This window comes from Verruconatronum alginivorum, assembly GCF_056590205.1.
Genome location: NZ_JBWPVQ010000001.1, coordinates 1,536,155 through 1,551,834, shown reverse-complemented (window position 1 = coordinate 1,551,834; position 15,680 = coordinate 1,536,155). Strand labels below are relative to the sequence as shown.

General features: G+C 61.2%; 10 protein-coding genes. 1 reads left to right on the top strand and 9 read right to left on the bottom strand.

Annotated features, from left to right (window positions below; translation table 11 throughout):
* Positions 1-9: 9 nt before the first annotated feature.
* The 9 genes from ACWUI2_RS05555 to ACWUI2_RS05515 all read right to left on the bottom strand — a co-directional run bounded on the left by ACWUI2_RS05555 (position 10) and on the right by ACWUI2_RS05515 (position 14,132).
* Positions 10-192: a hypothetical protein gene (locus ACWUI2_RS05555; RefSeq protein ID WP_486981871.1), complete on the bottom strand. Its 183-nt coding sequence runs from the start codon at positions 190-192 to the stop codon at positions 10-12.
* 54 nt (positions 193-246) lie between these two features.
* Positions 247-1,281: an ABC transporter ATP-binding protein gene (locus tag ACWUI2_RS05550; protein WP_486981870.1), complete on the bottom strand. Its 1,035-nt coding sequence runs from the start codon at positions 1,279-1,281 to the stop codon at positions 247-249.
* Positions 1,278-2,267 carry an ABC transporter ATP-binding protein gene (locus tag ACWUI2_RS05545; RefSeq protein ID WP_486981869.1) on the bottom strand — a complete coding sequence of 330 codons (990 nt, stop codon included), beginning with the start codon at positions 2,265-2,267 and terminating at the stop codon, positions 1,278-1,280. Before ACWUI2_RS05545 ends, ACWUI2_RS05550 begins: the two co-directional genes overlap by 4 nt.
* Before the next feature lie 3 nt (positions 2,268-2,270).
* The gene (locus ACWUI2_RS05540; protein WP_486981868.1) at positions 2,271-3,602 is read right to left on the bottom strand and encodes an ABC transporter permease; all 1,332 of its coding nucleotides are present in this window, start codon (positions 3,600-3,602) and stop codon (positions 2,271-2,273) included.
* Positions 3,599-4,732, bottom strand: a complete 1,134-nt coding sequence (locus tag ACWUI2_RS05535) for an ABC transporter permease (protein WP_486981867.1) — start codon at positions 4,730-4,732, stop codon at positions 3,599-3,601. The genes ACWUI2_RS05540 and ACWUI2_RS05535 overlap by 4 nt, the downstream gene beginning before the upstream one ends.
* Positions 4,733-4,754: 22 nt before the next feature.
* Positions 4,755-7,268 carry an ABC transporter substrate-binding protein gene (locus ACWUI2_RS05530; RefSeq protein ID WP_486981866.1) on the bottom strand — a complete coding sequence of 838 codons (2,514 nt, stop codon included), beginning with the start codon at positions 7,266-7,268 and terminating at the stop codon, positions 4,755-4,757.
* A 635-nt stretch (positions 7,269-7,903) separates the two neighbouring features.
* Positions 7,904-12,442, bottom strand: coding sequence for a glutamate synthase large subunit (gene gltB, locus ACWUI2_RS05525; RefSeq protein ID WP_486981865.1), 4,539 nt, complete (start codon positions 12,440-12,442; stop codon positions 7,904-7,906).
* Positions 12,443-12,557: 115 nt separating this feature from the next.
* On the bottom strand, positions 12,558-12,893 hold the full coding sequence (locus ACWUI2_RS05520) for a glutaredoxin family protein (protein ID WP_486981864.1): 336 nt from the start codon (positions 12,891-12,893) through the stop codon (positions 12,558-12,560).
* Between the two features lie 600 nt (positions 12,894-13,493).
* On the bottom strand, positions 13,494-14,132 hold the full coding sequence (locus tag ACWUI2_RS05515) for a hypothetical protein (protein ID WP_486981863.1): 639 nt from the start codon (positions 14,130-14,132) through the stop codon (positions 13,494-13,496).
* A gap of 355 nt (positions 14,133-14,487) precedes the next feature.
* Here ACWUI2_RS05515 and recA point away from each other — a divergent pair, with 355 nt between their 5' ends.
* The gene (recA, locus tag ACWUI2_RS05510; protein ID WP_486981862.1) at positions 14,488-15,570 is read left to right on the top strand and encodes a recombinase RecA; all 1,083 of its coding nucleotides are present in this window, start codon (positions 14,488-14,490) and stop codon (positions 15,568-15,570) included.
* Positions 15,571-15,680 lie beyond the last annotated feature (110 nt).

The window sequence follows — 15,680 nt, the reverse complement described above, 5'->3', positions numbered from 1 at the left end:
CGAGGTCAATCATCCGGGCGGGGGTTGAAACCGCCGCAGAATTCCCGCAAGGCCGCAGGCGATTCCGGCAACCGTCGCCACGAACGCCGCGAGAGAAAGAAAGAGTCCGCTCGGAATCGCTCCGGTCATCATCCCAAATAGCGCGGCCACGCCCCCGAGCATCAGAACGAAACCGAGCAACAGCAGTCCCATGACTTTCGGGAGTTCATTATTCGTGTGAATTAGTGTTTATTCGTGGTTAACGTCCTACTTTTCGTCCGGTTTTTGCAGCCAGCAAGCCGAGAGGTGACCCGGACGCGGATGGAATTCCGGCGGTTCCTCGACGTCGCACAGCCCTTTCATGAATTTCGGACAACGGGGATGGAACCGGCAGGCCGGAGGGGGATGAATCAAACTCGGCGGTTCGCCCGACGGAATGTCGCTGATGTGACGGGCGTTCTCCGGATCGGGATCGGAGATCGCGCCGATCAGCGCCTGGGTGTAGGGATGTTGCGGGGCCTCCAACAACTCGTCGACTTGCGCTTTCTCGACGATCTTCCCGGCATACATCACGAAGATCCGTTCCGCGAAATACCGGACGGTCGAAAGGTCGTGGGTAATGAACGCGAGTGTGAGGTTGCGCGACTTCTGAATATTGCGCAACAGGTTGAGAATCTCCACCCGCACCGAGGCATCGAGCATCGAGACCGGTTCGTCCGCGATGATCATGCTCGGTTTCAAAATCAGCGCCCGGGCGATCACCACCCGCTGCTGCTGCCCGCCGCTCAACATGTGGGGAAACTTGCTCAAGAAATCGTCGGGCGGAGAAAGCCGAACCTCCTCCAGCGCGGCCCGCACCCGCTCTTCCCGTTCCTTGCGACTCTTCACCCCGTTGACGATCAACGGCTCGCTGAGAATCCGCCGCACATCCATGAACGGCGGCAGTGCGCCATACGGATCTTGCTGCACGTAGCCGACCATCTGGCGGTACCATTTCAATCCGGCCCGGTCGAGTTCGGCGACATTGCGTCCTTCGAAAACGACCTCTCCCCCGGTTGGACGGTTGATCCCGAGCAACGTTTTGGCCAAGGAACTTTTGCCGCATCCGCTTTCGCCGACAAACGCCACCGCTTCGCCGCGGGCGAGTTCGAAAGTGACGTCATCGACGGCCCGAACGTTGCCTACGTGCATCACTCCCCAGCGTCGGAGTTCGAACCAGGTGCGGAGCCTCCGGACGGAGAGCACCGTCTCCTTCGCTTCGACGGGCAGGGTCGGATCGATACCGGCGGTTTCGGTTTTCATTTCGCCTCCTTTCCGCCTTCTTCGTACAACCAACAGCGGACATTCCGCTCCTCCGGAACAGGAATCAACGGAGGATTTTGGATACATTTGTCAAACCGGTGCGGACAGCGGTCGGCGAAGCGGCAACCGGCCGGCGGGTTCAACAGATTCGGGGGCTGCCCGGGAATGAAATCGGGTTGCCGGATTTCCCGGAGGCGCGGCACGCTCGCCATCAACAAGCGGGCGTAGGGATGGGAGGGGTTGAGGAAGAAATCCCGGGCGGTGCTCCATTCCGCGATTTGCCCGGCATACATCAACGCCACGCGGTCGGCGAGTTCGCTGGAGGTGCCGACGTCATGGGTGATCAACAGGAAGCTGGTCCCGAGATCTCGCTTGATCCGCTTCAGCACGTTCATGATGTTCGCCTGGGTCAGCACATCGAGCGCCGAGGTTGGTTCGTCGAGGATCACCAGCCGCGGCTCGGTCACCAACGCCATCGCCAGGACGGCCCGCTGCCGCATTCCGCCGGAAAGTTCGAATGGGTAACGTTGGAGAAAATCGGTGGAGAGTCCAACCATCTCGAAAACCTCCGCCGCCCGGTCGAGGGATTTTCCTTTCGACCAGCCGCGATGGACTTGCAATGGCTCCGCCACCTGCTGGCCGACCCGCACCACCGGGTTGAGCGCGTTCATCGCCGCCTGCATCACCATCGAGATTTTCGTCCAGCGGACTTCCCTCCGGAATCGCTCTTCGCTCATCGCCATCACGTCTTCCCCGTCGAGGAGCACCCGGCCGGAGAATCGCTCGACGTTGCGGGGCAACATCCGCAGCAGCGCCTTGGTCAGCGAGGTTTTGCCGCAACCGGATTCGCCGAGCACCACGGTGGCTTCGTTGCGGCGGATCTCGAAACTGACGCCGTCGACCGCCCGCACCGGTCCGCGACCGGTCCGGTAGTGCAGGGTCAGATCCTCCACTTTCAACAAGGTATCGTTTTGCGTTTCCACCATAACTCAGATTGCCCGCAAGCGGGGATTGAAAATCCGGTCGAGCGCGAAGCCGACCATGGCGAAGCCGAGTCCGGTCAACATCAACAAGACCGCCGGCTCCAACACCCAGTAATAATATCCTTGATACAACGCTCCCTGCGCCTGGGCGTCGTTGAGAATCTTCCCCCACGTCGGCAGGACCGGGTCGCCGAGTCCGAGCACCGCCAGAGAGGCTTCGAGAAAAACGTAGGTCGGGATCAGGGTGACGAAGCTTGGGATCAACACCGGGAGAATACGTGGTATCATATATCGCATGACAATCCGGGTATGTCCGACCCCGTAGGCGCGGGCCGCCTCGATATAGGGGGCCGACCGAACCGGCAGCAGCATCGACCGATACATCTTGATCCCGGCGCTGAAGATTCCGAGCGCCACCACCACCGCCAGCATCAGCCAGATGCTGGTCGAGTAAAGAGTGCCGACCATCACCAGAATCGGCAACATCGGAAGAATCATGTTGATCTCGGTCAGCCGCTGGATCACCGCATCGACCCAACCGCCGAACCAAACCCCGACCGCCGCGATCACCAGGGTGGTAACCGTCGTCCCGACCGCGGCGATCAACCCAAAGGCCAGCGCGATCGGAGTCCCCCACAGGAGGGCAACCATCAAATCGCGGCGCTGGTGATCGGTCCCGGCCATCCCGTGTACTTGACCGTAGGATACGAGCCGCGCTTCCAATTCGGCCTCCTCTTCGAAAAAGATCGCGTCGAGTTCGAGGATGTAGCGTCCGGCTTTCGCCTGGCCGCCGTCGTTTTCGTCCGGACTCCGGAACAGTCCGGCGTGGGGGATTTCACCCAATCTCCGCTCCAAAGCCCAGTCCTGAGAAATCGAATACCGGTCTTCACTGGTTACACGACGGCCTCCCATCCGGACTTCCCGTCCGTCCGGGGTGTGCCAAGTCATCCGGACAAACGGCTCTCGCTCCTGGAACGTGGCGCGGAAAAAGAGGTTCATTTCCGACGGAAAACCGGCGTAAGGGTAATCGATTTCCAGCGGAATCCGCACCCGACGGCCCCCTTCAAAATGTTCTTCTTCGGTTTGAACCCCTTCACTGGAGACAATAATCGTCGGCGGCAGGCTGGTGCCGGGAAACCAGTTGACCCAGGCCGGACGGGCGTTCAGCGGATACTCCTGCCATTGGGCGCCGCCCCGCCATTGGTCGAGCGCCTGGTTGTAGGGAATGGCGAAGACGGTGTAAATCGAGACGCCGATGAGGAAGGCGATGATCGCCATCCCGGCTACCGCGGACGGGTAGCGGCGGAGTTGTTTGAAGGCTTCGGACCACCGGTTCATCGGCCGCCCCCCTGAAGTTTCACCCGTGGATCGAGCATGGAATAAACAAAATCGAGAAGGAAAACGGTGAGTGCCAGAAGATAGGCAAAGATCACAACCGAGGCGATGATCACCGGACTATCCCGGTGGCCGATCGCCTGAAACATCAGCGAACCGAGCCCCGGCCAGTTGAAGACCCGCTCCAAAATAATCGCTCCGCCCCAGAGTCCGATCAACATCAAGGCGAAGCTGGTGACGATCGGAGGGAGCGTCGGGCGCAAGACGTAACGCCGTTCGATCGCGCCGGAGGGAAGTCCCTTCGCCCGCGCCATCTCCACATAGTCTTCACTGGAATAAATCAGGAAGAAGGTCCGCCAGGAGTAGATCGAAATGAAGATCGACGAGATGAACATCGCCCCCACCGGCAGGACCATGTGACGGAGCACGCTCAGCGCGTAATCAAGTCCCCGCTCCGGCGGCGGAGCGTCGACCATCCCCCCGGGCGGAAGGATCGGAATCAGGAAGGCGAAGATCAAAATCAAGAAGTATCCGTAAAACCATCCCGGCGCCGCCGAACTCGGGGCGAGTCCGATCACCGCCCGGTCAAGTCCGCTTCCGTATCGACGCGACAAATACAACGCCGCCAGCAGCGACGTGAAGAAGATGAGGATGTTGGCGGTTCCGAACAAAAGAAGGGTCGCCGGCAACCGTTCGACAATGATGTCGTAGACCTCCCGCGATCCGGCGTCGCTGTGCATCTGTTCGGCGCGTCCGAGGTTGAGCCGCATCGCCTGGTAAAGGTATTCGAAGCTGCGGGCGATAAAGGGTCGGTCGAGTCCGAGGCGTTCTTCCTCCATCTGGACCTGCCGCTCGATCAGCCGATTGCGCTCCTCCACCGGCATGTCGAAGAAAGTCGGATCGGCCCGGATCACCTCGGCGACGTTGGACCGGATTTGGGCCAGTCGCAGTTCGTCGACCTGGCCTCCCATGTTGGCGATCAGGATGGCGAGATAGACGCCGATCAGGACGGTGACGAACAACGCGAACACCCGGACCAAGGTGAACGTCGCGATGCGGCGGAGATCTTTCAAAACTCCCCGCGACGGCGGGGGGGCTTCCGGGGGAGCGTTGGGTTTGGCGTCGTTGGTCATTCGTTTCAAACAGTCATGATTCTCAATTGGCGGCGGTCCGGGCCGGCACCGTGGCGAACACGTGGGTGGCGAAGATCGGCATCGCGACGCGTTCCGACGAAACCGCGACCTCCAGACTGTTGGCCCCGGAGCCGAGTTCGGTGAGTTGCTCCGCTGACAAAACGATCCTCCACGCGCCTTCCTCCACAGGCTCGATGTCCCCTTGATGCACCAGTTGGCCGGTTCCGTCGAAGACCATGTAGCGGGCCATGTCGATCGCTTCCGGGTCGTAGGGCTCGCCGTCGAACGAAATGTGAAGGTCGAACTCCGCCCCCTCGCCCAACTCCACCATCATCGGTCCGTCGAGATCGAGGGCCGGGATTTCCGCGCGGGTGAAACGGAGCCATTTGTCGCCCCGGTCGGGAAAATCTTCGAACCGCCGGATCACCACGCTCCGTTCCACCGGGTGGGCGGAGTGCAAATAAAACGGCCCGGCGTTCACCCAGAAATGACGGCGCTCCCGGTACCAGCGGTTCAAGGCATCGTAGCGCTCCTCCACTTCTCCATCGCGCATAAAATCCCCCAACACATTGGCGAAGGGAACGTATCCGTCGGCGCTCGCCGCCCGGAGATGCCGCTCCAAGATCGGGAGGCTCGGTCCCGCCACGAAGCTCATCCAATCGACCCGCAACCGGTCGGCCTTGTTCGAGGAGAACGCCAACTCCCCGGTGTGTTCCGCGCGGATCCCCAAGGCGATCGTGTGCCACGGCGTCACCGACAGCGCCCGGTTGTTCACGATGGTTTCGGCGTCGGGGAAAATCTGGTCGCTGTAAACTTCGATCTCCAGCGGGCTCTCCGAAACGATCCGCCACCCCCGGTAACTCCGTTGAAATGCCTCCAACGGCAACGCATGGGCGGCGTCGAACAATCGGCTCGATTCCTTGCCGCGCTCGAACAGCAGGATCCACCCGATGATCATGTCGGCCGGGGAAATTTGCGACCCGTCGTGCCAGCGGCGCTCGAAGTATCCGTCTTCGTAACGGATGGTGGTCCGGGTCCTGGCGGTGACGCCCTCGGGAAACCGTTCGCCGACGGTGGTGAAACGCTGCTCCTCGGAGTTCCAATCGATCCAGACATCCTCCGGCACCGCGATTTCCTCCTCCTGCTCGACGGTCACCCAATCGTGTGTCCGGATTACGGGTACGCCTTCTTGCACGGCAACCTCCGCCGAAACGATTCGTTGCGGCCAATGGAGTCCGGTGAACGGATCCGGAATCAGCGGCGAGTCCTGCAACGCCCGCATGATCATTGTATCAAACAACCAATTACTTCCGGCGATCGGATTCCATGGTTCGGTCAAGAGACTCGGCGTGCCGAAAATCACCCGCCCCCCTACCCCGTCGCGGTAACGAATGGTGTAAGGCCAAAGCGCCGAGGCCGAGACTCCGCCGGCGAGATCGCTGGCCAAACTGACCGCCCGCGACCGGGGCCAGACATTGATTTGGTCGACCAGCCAGATCCGGACGGAATCCTTCATCGCCAACTCCATCGCCCGGGCCATCATTTCCTGCCGTTCCTCCCACGTGGTGTAATCGCGCCGCTGCAGTCGGTCGGCCAAGTCGTCGAACTCCGGCTCCGGCTCGTAAACCTGCCAGAGCGGTTCCGGACGTCCGCGCGGAGTGTAAAAGGCGGTGAATTGGTCCGCCTGGTCACGGGCGATCAGGGTCGAAACCCAACTGCCGGTGTACAAATGCCAACGCCCGTCGTTGGGATCGCCGAGGATCCAAATCCGGGACGCCTCCTCCGCGCTTCGGTAGAGCCGTTCGACCTGAAAGCCGATGTCTTCGAGGAGGCTCGCGAAATAGTCGCCGACCCGGCGGCGTTCGTCTTCGGTGCGGATGAGAATGGTCAACCGGACCGGACTGCCGTCATGGGTCCACCGGCCACGCTGCAAGGTTGCCCCGAGATTTTCCATTTCCGCATGGATCACCCGGCGGGCCCGTTCCGGATCGTAAGGATATTGCAACTCGATCGCCCGGGCGACATCGGCCAGGCGGGCGTAGTCGGGAAACGCGGTGCTGACCGCCAACGTCCGGGGCACGGCGAGACCGCCGTAAAGTTCCTCGGCCACATATCGGCGGTCGACCAACCAGTTCATCGCCTCGCGGATTTCGCGGACATGGAACGGGTTGATCCGGCCGTCGGCGAAGGTCGGTCCGGCCGGATTGAAGGTCATTTCCGCCGAAGAGCCGTAGGAGATCGAATGATCGGTCTGCTGGGAATCGCGGATACGACGGAAGGTCGCGGCGTTGGTGATGCCGAGAGCGAATACCTGGTGCGACCCTCCTTCGATCAATTCAGCCACCTTGTTGATATCGGCTTCCTGGGTGAAAACGATTTCATCGACCAACGCACCCCGACGGTCGCCAACGTCGACTTCCTCCATCGGACCGGTGGCCGCCGGACCGGCGGGATCGGGACGGATCACAACGACTGCAACGACGATGAGGGCGAGGAGAACGATGGCGCCGGCCATCCATTTGAGTTGTTTGGTCATGATTGTCGGCTGAAGTAAACTTCGAGAGTCCGGGAAGAGAGCGGAAGGCTAAACGCAGATCCCTCACGGACTTACTAAGGAATTAGTTTACAGGAAAAACCCATCGGCTGGCAATTCATTTGGTTGATTTGCCCGTTGGAAGTCCTCACGGAATGCCGATGCGCCCGTTTGTCAAGCGGTCGCGCCGGAGGCTCGGCGAATAACGACGGAGCGACATTTGTTGAGCGACGGCACCGGCCGGTCGTTCTTAGCCCAACGGGCTTTCGCCCTCCAGCCCAGGGTTGGCCGAATGAAATGAGGGCTACCCTGGGATCCGCGGGCGAACAATGAACCGCAACGCGGTTCCGCCCCTCCCCGGAGTCCTTCCGCCACCCGGGCGCAACCACCTTCGGGGTTGAGTTGCACTGGGGCATGTTCCCAGGGTAGCGCGTGCCGCGCAACCCTGGGCTGAAGGATGGAACACCGTTGGCGTTCACGGGAAAATGGTCAAATCTGACGCAGGCGGGATGTCATATCTCCTCAGGCATGGTTGCCAATCGTTTGGTGAAATACCGACGCCCACGCGGCAGACCCCGGCCAGCAAGTCGCGACCGATAATCCTTGGGGATCTTGAGGAATCCACCACCCCCCACGCGTCAAACTCCGACCAACGACCCGTGGGGTTCGAAACGGAAGAATTCGGGCGGGGTTTCGTGATCGGGCGGATGCGGGACGACTTTCCAGAACTTGGCGACGGTCGCTTCCCAGTCTTGCAAGAGAGCGGCGGCACGCGGGCTTTCGGTCAGTTGCCGGTGAAGCTGGAGGATCCGGCGGAGGGATTCGATTTCCTCTTCCTCCTTCAATCGCTCGGGGGCGACCATCGCCGGGTTGCAGCGGCGTTCGAACAGGCCGTCTTCATCGTAAACAAAGGCGAGACCGCCGCTCATCCCGGCGCTGAAATTGACCCCGGTCTTTCCGAGGACGATCACCGTGCCGCGGGTCATATACTCGCAGGCGTGGTCGCCGACTCCTTCGACGACGGCGGTGGCGCCGGAGTTGCGGACGGCGAAACGTTCCCCGGCCTGGCCGGCTGCGAAAAGGAGTCCGCCGGTTGCGCCGTAGAGGCAAGTGTTGCCGATGATGGTGTTTTCGTGCCAGGCGAACGTTTCGCGGACTTTCGGGCGGACAATGATTTCGCCGCCGTTCATTCCTTTGCCGACGTAGTCGTTGGCTTCGCCGAAGAGGCGGAGCCGGACCCCCTGGACCAGGAAGGTGCCGAGGCTTTGTCCGGCGCTCCCCGACAAGGTGACGTCGATGGCGCCGGGGAGGAGTCCGGTGTTGCCGCGGGCGAAGGCGATTTCCCCGGAAAGGTGGGTGCCGATGCAACGGTTGGTGTTGCGGACCTTGTATTTGCCGGTGAAACGGGGGGAACGGTTGCTGATCACATCCTTGGCGTCCTGGAGGATGGTGTCGTCGATCGAACCTTCGTTGCCGAAGCGGTCGTTTCGCTCGCGGGTGTGGATCCGGTCGAGATCGCCGCTCGGGTCGGGGTCGTGGAGGAGACCGGAGAGATCGATGGTTTTGGTCTTCGGATTGTCGGGATCGTCGATCTGCTCCAGCAACTCGGTGCGGCCGATGATTTCATCGAGGGTCCGGTAGCCGAGACGGGCCAGGTAGCCGCGGACATCTTCGGCGACGCCGTTGAAGTAGTTGATGATGTTTTCCGGTTTGCCCCGGAATTTCGCCCGGAGGTCTTCCCGCTGGGTGGCGACGCCGACCGGACAACTGTTCAAATGGCAGACCCGGAACATCGCGCATCCGGCGGCGATCAGGGCGGCGGTTCCGAAGTTGAACTCCTCCGCGCCGAGGATCGCGGCGATCACGATGTCGCGGCCAGTCTTCATCCCGCCGTCGGTGCGAAGCGTGACCCGGCCGCGGAGGTTGTTCATCATCAGGACCTGGTGGGCTTCGGCCAAACCGATTTCCCAGGCGGACCCGGCGTTTTTGATCGACGAAATCGGCGAGGCGCCGGTCCCCCCTTCGTGACCGGAAACGAGAATGACGTCGGCGTAGGCCTTGGCCACTCCGGCGGCGACGGTGCCGACGCCCGAGGACGAGACCAGTTTCACGCAAACCTTGGCCCGGGGATTGACCTCCTTCAGGTCGAAAATGAGCTGGGCCAGATCCTCGATCGAATAAATGTCGTGGTGCGGCGGCGGGGAAATCAAGGTCACCCCCGGCACACTGAAACGGAGACTGGCGATCAGCGGGGAAACCTTGTGGCCGGGAAGCTGTCCCCCCTCGCCCGGTTTCGCGCCCTGGGCGATCTTGATCTCGATCTCCTTGGCCGAGGCGAGGTATTCGGCGGTGACGCCGAACCGGCCGGAGGCGATCTGTTTGATCGCGCTGTTGGCGTTGTCGCCGTTGAGGCGGACCGAAAACCGGGCCGGATCCTCGCCCCCTTCGCCGGAGTTGGACTTGCCGCCGATCCGGTTGAGGGCGATCGCGAGGCATTCGTGGGTTTCAGGTGAAATCGCCCCGAGCGACATCCCGGCGGTGGTGAACCGGCGGCGGATCTCCTCGACCGGCTCCACCTGGGCAAGCGGAACCGGTTCGTTGGGGAACCGGAACCGGAGCAGGTCCTTCAAGGCGACCGGCGGGTGGTCGTCACTGGCAGCGACGAATTTCTCGAAATCCTCTTTGCCCTCCGACCGGAGAAACTTGTGCATGCCGCCGACCACTTTCGGGTTCCAGCCGTGGAACTCCCCTCCTTTGCGGGTCGGCCAATAATACCCTTCGTTTTCCAACTCCGGATTCCCTTCGGACGGAAACGCCCGGTCGTGACGGCGCAGCGTCTCCTCGGCGATCTCCTCGAAACCGATGCCGCCGATCGGAGCGGGAGTCCCCATGAAACATTCGTCGACCACCTCGCGGCTGACGCCGACCGCTTCGAACAATTCCCCGCCCTGGTAACTGAAAAGGGTGCTGATCCCCATCTTCGCCATGATTTTGAGGAGGCCGGCGTCGATCGCCTTCCGGTAATTCCGGCGGGCGATCTCGAAATCGTGGACCTCGCCCAACTTTCCTTCGGCCAAGAGGTCGCGGAGGATGTCGAGGGCCAGGTAGGGATTGACCGCGTTGGCCCCGAAGCCGAGCAAGGTCGCGATCTGATGGACTTCACGCGCTTCGCCGGTCCGGCAGACGATGCTGGTTTTCAAGCGGACCCCCGCCTTGACCAACGCCTGGTTGACCGCGCCGGTCGCGAGCAGCATCGGGATTCCCGCCTTCTCGCGGCAGACCCCGCGGTCGGAGACGATGATGACCCGGGCACCTTGTGTTTCGACCGCCTCCACCGCTTCATTTTCCAACCGGCGCAGCGCAGGGGCGAGTCCGCCCGGGCCCTCGGATCTGTCGAACACCGCCTCCAGAGTGACGATTTTCCCCTTCACCGGCTCGGCGTCGTGGAGCGCGGCCAACTCGCTGTTGAAGAGCACCGGCGAGGCGAGTTCGACCAGCGATCCTTCGGGAAAACCGTGCTCGAACAGCTCGATCTTGCCCCCGAGATACATCGTGAGCGACATCACCGAACGCTCCCGGATCGAATCGATGGCGGGATTGGTGACCTGGGCGAAGAGTTGCTTGAAGTAAGTGTAGAGCAACCGGGGCCGCCGCGAAAGGACCGCCAGCGGAGTGTCGTCTCCCATCGATCCGATCGCCTCGTAGCCGGTTTCGGCCATCGGGGTGAGAACCATGCTCAATTCATCGAGATCGTAACCGAAGGCCAGCTGGAGCGGGAGCAGCTCCTCCTCGGGAACGGTCCGGGTCGGGGAAATGGTCTGGGAACCGGGGATCTCGCCCAGGTTGATCAGGTGTTTGCGGCACCAACCGCCGTAATCGGCCTCCGCGGCGACCTTGGCTTTGATTTCCGCATCCTCCAGAATCTTGTGCTCCTGGAGGTCGACCGCCAACATCCGGCCCGGCCCGAGACGTCCGGCGGCGACGATGTTGGCCCCGTGACTGCGCAACAGGCCGGTTTCGGAAGCGAGGACCACCAGGCCGTTGTCGTAGATTTTGTAACGGGCCGGGCGGAGTCCGTTCCGGTCGAGGGTGGCGGCGACGTAACGGCCGTCGGTGAGGACGATCGCCGCCGGTCCGTCCCACGGCTCCATGATGCTGGAATGATAATGGTAAAAATCGCGGACCTTCGGCGGCATCAACGGATCGCTCTCCCAGGCGGGCGGCATCATCATCGTGGCGGCGTGGAGGGCCGAACGGCCGCTGAGCATCGAGACTTCGAGGCAGTTGTCGAAACTGGCGGAGTCCGACATCCCGCGCTGGACCAAAGGGCGGAGATCGTGGAAACGGCTCCCCCAAAGTCCGTGCGAATCGGAGAATTCGCGGGCCTGCATCAGATTGCGGTTGCCGCGGACGGTGTTGATCTCGCCGTTGTGGGCCATCCGATGAAACGGTTGGGCGAGATGCCAGGTCGGAAAGGTGTTGGTCGAATACCGCTGGTGGAAAATGGCGAAGGCGGTCCGGTAGTTCTTCGATTTCAGGTCATGGAAAAACTTCCGGATCTGCGGGGCGTTGAGCAGGCCTTTGTAAACGACCGTGCGGCAGGAAAAGCTGCAGACGTAAAAGCCGCGGATCCCGGCTTCCTCCGCCCGGCGTTCGCTGATTTTTCGGACGAGGAGCAGTTTCCGCTCGAATTCGTCGCTGGAGATTCCGCCGATCCGGGCGACCAGCGCCTGGACGATCAACGGGCGGGTCGCCTGCGCCTTTTGCCCGAGGCAATTCGGATCGACCGGCACTTCCCGCCAGGCGAGGAAGGCGAGGCCCTCTTCCTTGACCGCCTGTTCGACGATATGTTTGCCATGGGATTGGGCGTAATTGTCCTCGCGGGGCAGGAAAAGCATTCCGACCCCGAGATCGGAGTCGTTGAACAACGGCTTCTTCACGCTCGCCAAATACTCCCGGAATAATTCCACCGGGATCTGGGTCATGATCCCCGCGCCATCGCCGGTGATCGCGTCGGCGTCGATCGCCCCGCGATGGGCCAGGTTTTTCAAGGCGGCCACCGCCCCGTCGACGATATCATAGGAACGTTCGCCGCCGAGGCGGGCGATGAAACCGACGCCGCAGGCGTCATGCTCGAATTCGGGACGGTATAAGGGAGATGGGATCGGACTGGACATAGGTGTGGGTGGAAAAGTGTGATGGAGCGAAATCCGGGGCCAAAAAAGGCCGGTCCTAAAACCGGCCTTTTCGGAAAGACAAGGAGCGCGACGGCGGCTCCCCTGGCGACCGGCCTCAGAAGAACCGGATCGTCTTCGACGCCATCCGGGCGTGTTCCTCGTCGGTGCAGGAACGGTCGATCGGGGCCGCAGGCGCGGAGTCGTTGGCCTCGACCAATTCGTTGGCCAACATGTATTTCTCGACTTCCTCGCCGCTTACATCCGCCAACATCACCCCGTCGATTTCGACGCAAGGGGAAAGCTGTTGCCCCGATTTTTTCACCATCTCGGCGTAGTTGGCCGGATTGTTGATGATATCGATGTCCTCGTACGGAAGCTGGTACTTCGCCAAAATGGCGCGGACGCCGTTGCTCCATCCACAGGTCGGTTTCAAATAGGCTTTGATCTTCATGTTTTGAAAAGGAATTTAAGGGAAATTGCGCGGACTTTGCAAAAAGGAACTCTTATCCGACAAAGAACCCGTTGCAGTCAAACAAGTAATAAGTCCCGCCGATTTCGCAACCCGCCAACGCCATTCTCTCTTCGCCGCGAAGGGAGACGGCACAGAACGCGTGTGACACAGACATCGCTTCGCCATCTTCGCTTCGCCCCCGCCCGTTCTCCGCCGGGCCGCATTAGGCGACGGGCCCCTAGCCCTAGCCCAACGGGCTTTCGCCCTTCAGCCCAAGGTTGGACCGAGTGAAACGAGGCCTACCTTGGTCCCGTCCGAAAAGGGTTTGCAGCGACCGGACCGGCCTGAAAACACACCCCACCCCTCTCAAGAGGGGATCTTTTTGTAAGCAATTCCCCTCTTGAGAGGGGGGGACCATGCGCGAGCATGGTGGGGTGTGTCACCGCTGTTTCAGCCAGCTGCGCCCGAAACCCTTTTCGGATACCCTCTACCTTGGGACACCAACACCAAGGCGTATGAACCGCAACGCGGTTCCGCCCAGTTTTCATTCCCCTCCGGTCGTCGCATCGACGCTCGCCGAATATGCACCGCCGGTTCCCCCTAAAACAAGGTCGCCTCCCGCCAGATCAACAACCGTTCCGACAAATCGTTCAACGCGTGGCGGGCGGTCCTGAATTCCGCCGAGAGCGTCCGCAAAACCGGGCCCAACGCGTATTTTCCCGCCAAACGATGTCCCCGGGCGGCGCGGAAATGACTGCTCCCCATCGCCTCATAATAAGAAATCCCCGGCGCGGCCCGACGACGGGCGCGATGTTCGATGTATTCCGGAAAGATCCCCGAGAGAAACAGGGCGTAATTGCCCATGTGCAACGTCAGCAGGAACCGCGTCGACTCGTCCGCTTCCTTCATCGCCTCGACGAGGTTGATCAGATAATCGGCCGGTTCGTCCATTCCCTCCACCGGATGGCGCATCCGACGGCTCGAAGAGAATCCCGCCAAAAGGGCCGCCACATAGTCGGCCACCTCCCGGTCGTCGAAATCGACCCGCAACAACGCGTGCCGCACCAGGACGTAAAAATAAAACGGCGCCGAAACCCCCAATAATCCCCGGTCCTCCAACAAGGCGTGAAACAGCGCCTCTTGGTCGAGCAACAGGTCGAGACTCCCGGGATCCTGAAACAGTCGCCTCAAACTCTCCTCCTGCCCGGAACCTCCGCCCTCCCCGAGGACGGACAACATAAAATCGAAATCAGCGTTCGTGAAACGGTTTCTACTAGTCGGTCGAATCACAATCATGGCTGTCGTATTGAGGTTGAGAGAGATGGCACTAAAGCCAACGGTTCCAGTTATAAGCTACGCCGAAAACGGTGAAAAGGAAAAATAATGGAGCAACCAACCGACGAAGCATCGGAGGCGACGCCCGGAAACCGACCCGACACCACAGGGAATGGCATTACGTGAAAATTATTTCACCTATGGGATTGCATTTCCAACGGGAATCTCTCAATCTCCGGCGATCCTTTAGTGTTGCCCGCCTCCGTCTTGACCTTTGGATTCGAGGCAACACGTTTACTACATTCACCAATACCGAGCAATGCCTAAAGAAACCGTAAAGCACCTGACACCAACCGGATCGGACCGGGACAAGAACTTGAATCTCGCCCTTTCCGCCATCACCAAACAGTTCGGCGAAGGGAGCGTCATGCGGCTCGGCTCGGCCGACAAGATGGATGTCGCCGCCGTCTCCACCGGTTCCCTCGCCATCGACCTGGCCCTCGGCATCGGCGGTCTTCCGGTCGGTCGGATCGTCGAAATCTACGGGCCCGAATCGTCCGGTAAAACCACCGTCGCTCTCAGCTTGATCGCCGAAGTGCAACGGCGGGGCGGCCTCGCGGCCTTCATTGACGTGGAACACGCGCTCGACCCCCGCTACGCCAAGGTTCTCGGTGTGAATCTCGACGATCTTCTCGTCTCCCAACCGGACTCCGGGGAAGACGCCCTCAACATCGCCGAAGCTTTGATCCGCTCCAACGCGATCGAGGTGATCGTCATCGACTCGGTCGCCGCTCTCGTCTCCCGGGCCGAACTCGACGGCCAGATGGGCGATGCCAGCGTCGGCGCCCAAGCCCGACTGATGAGCCAGGCGATGCGCCGCCTCACCGCGATCATCAATAAAACGAAGTGCGTCTGCCTCTTCACCAACCAGATCCGCGAAAAGATCGGGGTCATGTTCGGCAGCCCCGAAACCACGCCGGGCGGACGCGCCCTCAAATTTTTCTGTTCGGTCCGGATGGATATCCGCCGCATCGGCCAGATCAAGGACAGCGGCGGCAAGGTGATCGGCAACCGGACCCGCCTGAAAGTGGTGAAAAACAAGGTCGCCCCACCCTTCACCGAATGCGAGTTCGACATCATGTACAACGAAGGGGTCTCCAAGAACGGCTCGATCATCGACCTCGGCGTCGAAAACAAGATCCTGGAAAAGAAGGGGGCTTGGATCTCGTTCGAGGGTGACCTGATCGGCCAAGGCCGGGAAGCCGCCAAACAGCATCTCGCCGACAATCCGGACGTAGCCGAACGAATCAAGGCCGCCATCATGGAAAAGGTCCAACCGACCGCCGGACAAGTCCTCGCGGGCGGCAAAAACGGCGACAGCGACGATTCCGAAATGGAGTAGTTGCCCGTCACAAACAACTTACGAAACGGCGCGACCCAACTCGGATCGCGCCGTTTTTCTTTTCCCCGACTCCCCACCTCTTCCCGATCATCCAGGATCCGGCTTCGCAT